Raw genomic sequence first — 7558 nt, 5'->3', positions numbered from 1 at the left:
AGCTGCCGCCAGCGCCTCCGCGAGCCTCGGCGGCACCCGGCGCCGCCGCAGCGCCTCGCTCCAACCCGGTGCCAGGACGAGCAGCGCGCCGGTGGCCAGCACGGACAACACGAAGCCGTAACTGCGGGCCAGCCATGGGTCGTAGAGCACCAGCAGCAGGACGGCCGTGGCCAGCGCCGGGACCAGGGACCTACGGCGCCCGGTGGCCAGGGCGAGCAGTGCGATCGCGCCACAGGCGGCGGCCCGCAGCACGCTGGGGTCGGGCCGGCTCACGATCACGAATCCCAGCGTGAGCACCCCTGCGGCCAGCGCGGTCGCCCGCAGCGAGAGTCCCAGGCGCGGGGCCAGACCACGGCGCTCGACCTGCTGCGCCAGCCCGGGCGGCCCGATCAGCAGCGCGAGCAGCACGGTGAGGTTACTGCCGGACACGGCGAGCGTGTGGGCCAGATCCGTATCCTTGAACGCTTCGTCCAGCTCGGGCGTGATCCGTGAGGTGTCCCCGACGACCAGCCCGGGAAGCAGTGCCCGCGCGTCCCCGGGCAAGCCGTCGGTCGCCTCCCGCAGTCCGGCCCTGAGCCGTCCCGCCAGCCGTTGCTGCCCGCTGGGTCCGGCCACGATCTGCGGGCCCGGCCGGCCGCGCACCCGCAGCACGGCAGCGGTCCGGTCCCCGCCCGTCAGCGGGGGCGCCAGCCGCCCATTCACCCGCAGCCGGGTGGACGGCAACAACCCGAGCCAGGCAGCTCGAGTCCCTTGCCCGCCCCGGGCAGCGGACCGTGTCACACCCCTTTCCGCTGGAGAACGTCCGCTGCGCGCAGCCCTCCCCTCCGGTGCCCGAACGTCCGCGTCGACGACCAGCAGCACCGGAGTCCGCATCGACACGCTCGTCCCGTCGCTCTGCTCGACGCGCCGCACCTCCGCCCGGGCCAGTACCGCCGTCGGCGCCGCGTGATCGCCGTGCACCCGTGGCCGGCTCAGCCAGGGATCGCCGCTCATCTCGACCTCGGCGGTCACGGTCGCGTAGCGCCGGGCCAGCTCGGGCACCGGCCCGCGCCGTACGTCCGCCCCGTGCAGCCCGGCCGATGCGGCCGCAGCGGCAACGCAGAGCAGCACGGCGGCGATCGAAGCACGGGCCCACCCGAACCGCCCGAGCAACCACCCGACTCGTCTCTCCCGTCCGGGCCTCCCCGCTGCCAACAGCACGACTCCGCCCACCAGGCAGGCGACCGCGATCCCGGCAGTCCAGCCCGCCGGTGTGTCCAGCGTCAGGGCCGCCGTGGCCCAGGCGGCGAGCGCGGGCGGCACCAGGCGCAGGTCCATCGGTCCCGCCCGGTCACCGTGCGCGGGCCCCCGCTCCTCGGGGTCGCGGCCCACGGAGCCGCCAGATCCCAACTCCTCCGGCCGGTCGTCTCCGCGCCCGGCACGCGCGCGTGCACCGGTCCTTTCGCGCCCCGACAGCCCGCTGCCGATCACGCGGCTCATGGCCGTACCAGGTTCCGCAGATCGCTGAAGCGGCGATCGCCGATGCCGTTGACCTCGCGCAGTTCGTCCACCGAGCGGAAACCGCCGTGCTGGGTGCGGTAGTCGATGATGTGCTGAGCGAGCACCGGGCCGACTCCGGGCAGTGTGTCGAGCTGGTCCGCCGTGGCCGTGTTGAGGGAGACCGGTGCCGCGGGGCCCGTGCCGGCCGGTCGAGAGACCGCCCCGGCCGGTCCGGAAGCCGGCCCGGGTGGAACTATCGCCCCGGCGGGCCCACCGACGACGACCTGTTCGCCGTCGACCAGAAATCGGGCCCGGTTGAGCCCCTCGGTGTTCACGCCCGGACGGACACCCCCGGCCGCCCGCAGCGCGTCGGCCACCCGGGAACCCGCCGGCAACCGTCGGATCCCCGGTTCGCGGACCTTGCCGCTGACGTCCACGACGATCTGTCCGCCCGGCGTCGGCGAGGCACCCGCGCCCGCACCGGCCTTCGCGCCGTCTTCCTGCTTGGCGTAGGGCTTCCCCGCGCGCACCACTTGAGGGGCGCTCACGGACTCGGTCCGCCCGGCCCAGAAGTGCTGCACGGCCAACACGGCGGCGGCCACAAGCACCACGGCGAGCGCCACGACTCCCCGTCGCTCCACACCGCACCGAGCCTGCAGCCACACCGGCATCCGCTCCCGCACCGCCAGCCCGACCCGCTCCCGCCACCCGGGATCTTCGGGTCCGGACAGCTCCAACGGGCGGACGGCACCGGCTGGTTCGGATGCTTCGGCAGCACTCGCCGCCGGTACCGGCGTCAGCGTCGGAGCCCACCCGTCGGCCGGCACGGCGCTCGGCGGCTCGCCCGGGGCAGACTCAACGTCCGGTGGTACGGTCGGACCAGGCACAGCCCGGCCGGACACGGCCGTGGTCGTCGCCGCCCTCGCCGCCCTCAGCCCAGGCGCCCGCCCGGTGCCCCATGCCGTTGGCGTCTCGGTCACCCGATCCGCGGGGCCCCCGTCCGGCGGCCCGTTTCCCGACTCCCGCCACCGCACGGCTCGTTCGCCGAAGAGGAGTTCCGCTCGGCGGCGCAGTTCGTCGGCCGGTGCCGGTGGGCGGTGGCGGGCTCGGCGGTGGTGGATGCCGCGGCGATGGCGGAGGCGGCCGTCGGAGGTGGGGCCGCGGCCGGGGCCGCTGGTCGGAGTGGCTGTGCGTGAACGTGATCGAAGTGCCATGCGACGAGGATGGAGCATCCCGCCGATTCGCGATGATCTTGGTCAATTTCCGGGGAGGACCGCCCAGTTGTGGATAACTGGGCCACCCGCACGAGTGAGGGGTCAGCGCGGTGAGACCACAGCGCCGAGCAGCCCGGGACCGGTGTGTGCACCGATCACCGCGCCGACCTCGCTGACATGGAGGTCGGCCAGACCCGGCACGCGTGCCCGCAGCCGGTCGGCGAGCGCGGCGGCGCGATCGGGGGCCGCGAGGTGGTGGACGGCGATGTCGACTTCGGCGCTGCCCGCCCGCTCGGCGGTGAGCTCTTCCAGACGCGCGATGGCCCTGGACGCCGTACGGACCTTCTCGAGCAGTTCGATGCGGCCGCAGTCCAGTTGGAGCAGGGGTTTGACGGCGAGTGCGGAGCCGAGCAGAGCCTGTGCGGTGCCGATGCGGCCGCCGCGGCGGAGATAGTCGAGGGTGTCGACGTAGAAGTAGGCGGACGTGCCCGCGGCGCGCTTCTCGGCGGCCGTGACGGCTTCGTCCACCGTGCCGCCGGCCTCCGCGGCCTCGGCCGCGGCGAGCGCGCAGAAGCCGAGGGCCATCGCGACCATCCCGGTGTCCACGACCCGTACCGGCACCGGCGCCTCGCGCGCCGCGAGGACCGCCGCGTCGTAAGTGCCGGACAGTTCGGCGGACAGGTGCAGGGAGACGATGCCGCTCGCGCCGGACTCCGCGACCCTGCGGTACGTTGCAGCGAACACTTCGGGGCTCGGGCGCGAGGTGGTGACGGGGCGTCGTTTCTGCAGCGCCTGGGCCAGTGAGCGGGTCGAGATCTCGGTGCCCTCTTCGAGGGCTCGGTCGCCGAGGACCACGGTCAGGGGTACCGCGGTGATGCCGTGCCGCTCCATCGTCCGTGGCGGCAGGTAGGCCGTTGAATCGGTGACGATCGCGACATGGCGGGACATGAGCTGGAGGTTACCTGCCGTAGCGCTCGTGCGGCAGCCCGGCCCCCGTGATGCGGGCCGGGAGCGGCCCTCAGGTGGTGCTCTCGGGCCGGGCCTTCTTCTGCCAGGGATGGGCGAGGCGCGGCGACGGCGGGGTGATCGCCTGTGGCGGCTGCTCCTCGGCGGGGCGGGACGTCCGGGAGCGGGCCCACTGCCCCGTCGGGCCGTCGGCAGTTGAGGTGGATGGGCCGGGCCGCTGTCCCGGCGCGGGCTCAGCCGGGGTCCAGTGGCGCAGGGCGTCGGCCTCGATGTCTATCTGGTCGCTGAGCGCGCCCAGATCGTCGTCGACGAAGCGGCGCGCCCGGTCGCGGGCGGCCCAGCGCAGCGAGTCCGCGGACTTGGTGATGCGTTCGGTGCGGCTGCGCAGCTCGGGCAGGCGGGCGGTGAGTTCGGACCGGTCCGGCTCCGACTCCAGGCGCCTGAGGTCGGCGTCCAGTTCGTGCCCGTGCGCGCTGAGCCGTTCGAAGAGGCCGAGGGACTCCTCCAGCGACTCGTCCTCGGCCACGCCCGCACGCAGCGCGTCCTGGGTGGCGCGCATCGACGTGCGCAGTGCGAGCCGGAGCTGGGCGATCTCGGCGGCCGGGCCGACCTGGACGAACGACTTGGCGCGCAACGTGTGGTCCTCGACCGTGCGGCGGGCCTGCTCGATCGTCCGGTCCACTCCGCGCTTGGCGGCGCCGACCGCCTTGACCGTGGCGTACACGCCCAGGCCGACGAAGAGCAGGAAGAGCACGGCGAACACAGCGATCACGGCTTCCACGACGCTCCTCCTCCGGCCGGTGCGGCACACGCCGCTGCGCTCTCCACGGTAAACGCAGCGGGCAGGCCCGGAGTTCCAGAAGAACCCCGAACCTGCCCGTAGGGGACTACCCCGATGCCGGTCGCGGCCGGTGTCCGGTCGTCACACCGGAACGGGTCCGGTCATCACGCCGGAACGATGTTCACCAGTTTCGGCGCCCGGACGATCACCTTGCGGATGCCCGCGCCGTCCAGCGCCGCGACAACCTTCTCGTCGGACAGGGCCGCCTTCTCCAACTCCTCCTCGGAGATGGCCGGCGGCACCTCCAGACGGGCCTTGACCTTGCCCTTGATCTGCACGACACAAGTCACGGTCTCGTCCACGACGTAGTTCGGGTCGGCGACCGGGAAGTCCTGGTGGACGACCGAGTCGGTGTGGCCCAGCTTGCGCCACAGCTCCTCGGCGATGTGCGGGGCCAGCGGGGCGACCATCAGCACCAGCGGCTCGGCCACCGAACGCGGCACCGCGATGCCGGTCTTGGTCAGGTGGTTGTTCAGTTCCGTGACCTTGGCGATGGCGGTGTTGAAGCGCAGGCCCTCCAGGTCCTGGCGGACGCCGTCGATGGCCTTGTGCAGGGCGCGCAGGGTCTCCTCGTCGGGCTCGGCGTCGCCGACGGTGACCTCGCCGGTCGTCTCGTCGACGATGTTGCGCCACAGCCGCTGCAGCAGCCGGAACTGGCCGACCACCGCGCGCGTGTCCCACGGCCGGGAGACGTCCAGCGGGCCCATGGCCATCTCGTACAGGCGCAGGGTGTCGGCGCCGTACTCGGCGCAGATCTCGTCCGGGGTCACCGCGTTCTTCAGCGACTTGCCCATCTTGCCCAGCAGGCGGCTGACCTTCTCGCCCTGGTAGTAGTAGGCGCCGTCGCGCTCCTCCGCCTCGGCGGCCGGCACGGCGATGCCCCGGCTGTCGCGGTAGACGTAGGCCTGGATCATGCCCTGGTTGAACAGCTTGTGGAACGGCTCGGCCGACGAGACGTGGCCCAGGTCGTACAGGACCTTGGACCAGAAGCGCGCGTACAGCAGGTGCAGCACCGCGTGCTCGGCGCCGCCGACGTACAGGTCGACACCGCCGTGCGGCCTGCCCTCGCGCGGGCCCATCCAGTACTGCTCGATCTCGGGGTCGACCAGCTGCCGGTCGTTGTGCGGGTCCAGGTAGCGGAACTCGTACCAGCAGGAACCGGCCCAGTTGGGCATGGTGTTGGTCTCGCGGCGGTACTTCTTCGGCCCGTCGCCCAGGTCCAGGGTGACGTCGACCCACTCCTCGTTGCGCGACAGCGGGGTCTCGGGCTGGGTGTTCGCGTCGTCCGGGTCGAAGGTGCGCGGGCTGTAGTCCTCGACCTCGGGCAGCTCCAGCGGCAGCATCGACTCGGGCAGCGGGTGGGCGATGCCGTCCTCGTCGTAGACGATCGGGAAGGGCTCGCCCCAGTAGCGCTGGCGGCTGAACAGCCAGTCACGCAGGCGGAAGTTGACGGTGCCTTCGCCGATGCCCTTGTCCTGCAGCCACTCGGTGATGCGGGCCTTGGCGTCGGCCACGCCCAGGCCGTCCAGGGAGATCTCGTCGTTGGACGAATTGATGATCTTCGCCTCGTACGACCCGAAAGCGTTCTCCCAGGTCGAGGTGTCGGTGCCACGGCCGTCGGTCGGCTCGACGACGCAGTGGATCGGCAGCTCGAAGGCGCGCGCGAACTCGAAGTCGCGCTGGTCGCCCGCCGGGACGGCCATGATCGCGCCGGTGCCGTAGCCCATCAGGACGTAGTCGGCGATGAAGACCGGGATCTGGTCGCCGTTGACCGGGTTGGTCGCATACGCGCCGATGAAGACGCCGGTCTTGTCCTTGGCTTCGGCCTGGCGCTCCACGTCGGACTTGGCGGCGGCCTGCGCGCGGTAGGCGGCGACGGCCTCGGCGGGAGTGGCGTGGCCGCCGGTCCACACCTGGTGCGTGCCCTCGGGCCAGGCCTCGGGGGTGAACTTCTCGACCAGTGGATGCTCGGGCGCCAGCACCATGTAGGTCGCGCCGAACAGGGTGTCCTGGCGGGTGGTGAAGATCGTGATGTGCTCGCCGTCGATCGGGAAGTCGACGCGGGCGCCCTCGGAGCGGCCGATCCAGTTGCGCTGCTGCAGCTTGATGGCCTCGGGCCAGTCCAGCTCCTCCAGGTCCTCCAGCAGCCGGTCCGCGTAGGCGGTGATGCGCATGTTCCACTGGCGCAGCTTGGCCTTGAAGACCGGGAAGTTGCCGCGCTCGGAGCGGCCGTCGGCGGTGACCTCCTCGTTGGCCAGCACCGTGCCCAGGCCCGGGCACCAGTTGACCGGCGCGTCGGAGGCGTAGGCCAGGCGGTACTCGCCCAGGATGTCGGCACGCTCGCGGGCGCTCAGCTCGCTCCACGCGCGCGTGGTGCCCGGAATCCCCCGCTCACCGGACTCGAACTGCGCGACCAGCTCGGAGATCGGGCGGGCCGTCCTCGCCTCGCCGTCGTACCAGGAGTTGAAGATCTGCAGGAAGATCCACTGGGTCCACTTGTAGTAGTCCGGGTCGATCGTGGCGAAGGACCGGCGCTTGTCGTGGCCCAGGCCCAGCCGGCGCAGCTGGGCCTTCATGTTCTCGATGTTGGCCTCGGTGGACACGCGCGGGTGCGTGCCGGTCTGCACGGCGTACTGCTCGGCGGGCAGGCCGAAGGCGTCGAAGCCCAGCGTGTGCAGGACGTTGTGGCCGGTCATGCGCTGGAACCGGGCGAAGACGTCGGTGGCGATGTAGCCCAGCGGGTGGCCGACGTGCAAGCCCGCACCCGAGGGGTACGGGAACATGTCCATGATGAACTTCTTGGGTCTGGCGACCAGCTCGGGGGCACCGGCCAGGTCACCCTTGGGGTTCGGCGCCGCGTACGTGCCGTCGGCGTCCCAGAAGTCCTGCCAGCGTGCCTCGATCTCGGCCGCCATGGCGGCCGTGTAGCGGTGCGGTGCGGCCTCCGCCGACGTGGCGGCGGCCGCAGCGGGGTTCGTCTCGCTCATGATCCTCAAAGCTCCATCGATCGTCTCTGCCTGCGGCTGTGACATTCAAAGAAACGAAAAATCCCCTCACA

5 protein-coding genes are annotated in these 7558 nt (G+C 72.1%); all 5 read right to left on the bottom strand.

Going from position 1 to position 7558, the window contains the following annotated elements:
• The coding region (locus M878_RS77830) for a ComEC/Rec2 family competence protein (RefSeq protein WP_425347915.1) at positions 1–1479 on the bottom strand (1479 nt) is incomplete at its 3' end.
• Entirely contained in the window at positions 1476–2693 is a 1218-nt protein-coding gene (locus M878_RS94970; RefSeq protein ID WP_078630418.1) for a ComEA family DNA-binding protein, read from the bottom strand. The genes M878_RS77830 and M878_RS94970, both read right to left, overlap by 4 nt.
• Before the next feature lie 102 nt (positions 2694–2795).
• Complete coding sequence (locus M878_RS77820; RefSeq protein ID WP_023550790.1) at positions 2796–3641, bottom strand: DegV family protein; 846 nt, start codon at positions 3639–3641, stop codon at positions 2796–2798.
• A gap of 70 nt (positions 3642–3711) precedes the next feature.
• On the bottom strand, positions 3712–4440 hold the full coding sequence (locus M878_RS77815; protein ID WP_023550789.1) for a hypothetical protein: 729 nt from the start codon (positions 4438–4440) through the stop codon (positions 3712–3714).
• Between the two features lie 164 nt (positions 4441–4604).
• Positions 4605–7487 carry a leucine--tRNA ligase gene (gene leuS, locus M878_RS77810; RefSeq protein WP_023550788.1) on the bottom strand — a complete coding sequence of 961 codons (2883 nt, stop codon included), beginning with the start codon at positions 7485–7487 and terminating at the stop codon, positions 4605–4607.
• Positions 7488–7558: the final 71 nt, after the last annotated feature.

Source organism: Streptomyces roseochromogenus subsp. oscitans DS 12.976, assembly GCF_000497445.1.
Classification (GTDB): Bacteria; Actinomycetota; Actinomycetes; order Streptomycetales; family Streptomycetaceae; genus Streptomyces; species Streptomyces oscitans.
Note: the sequence above shows the minus strand (reverse complement) of the source record. Positions and strands in the feature narration are given on the sequence as shown.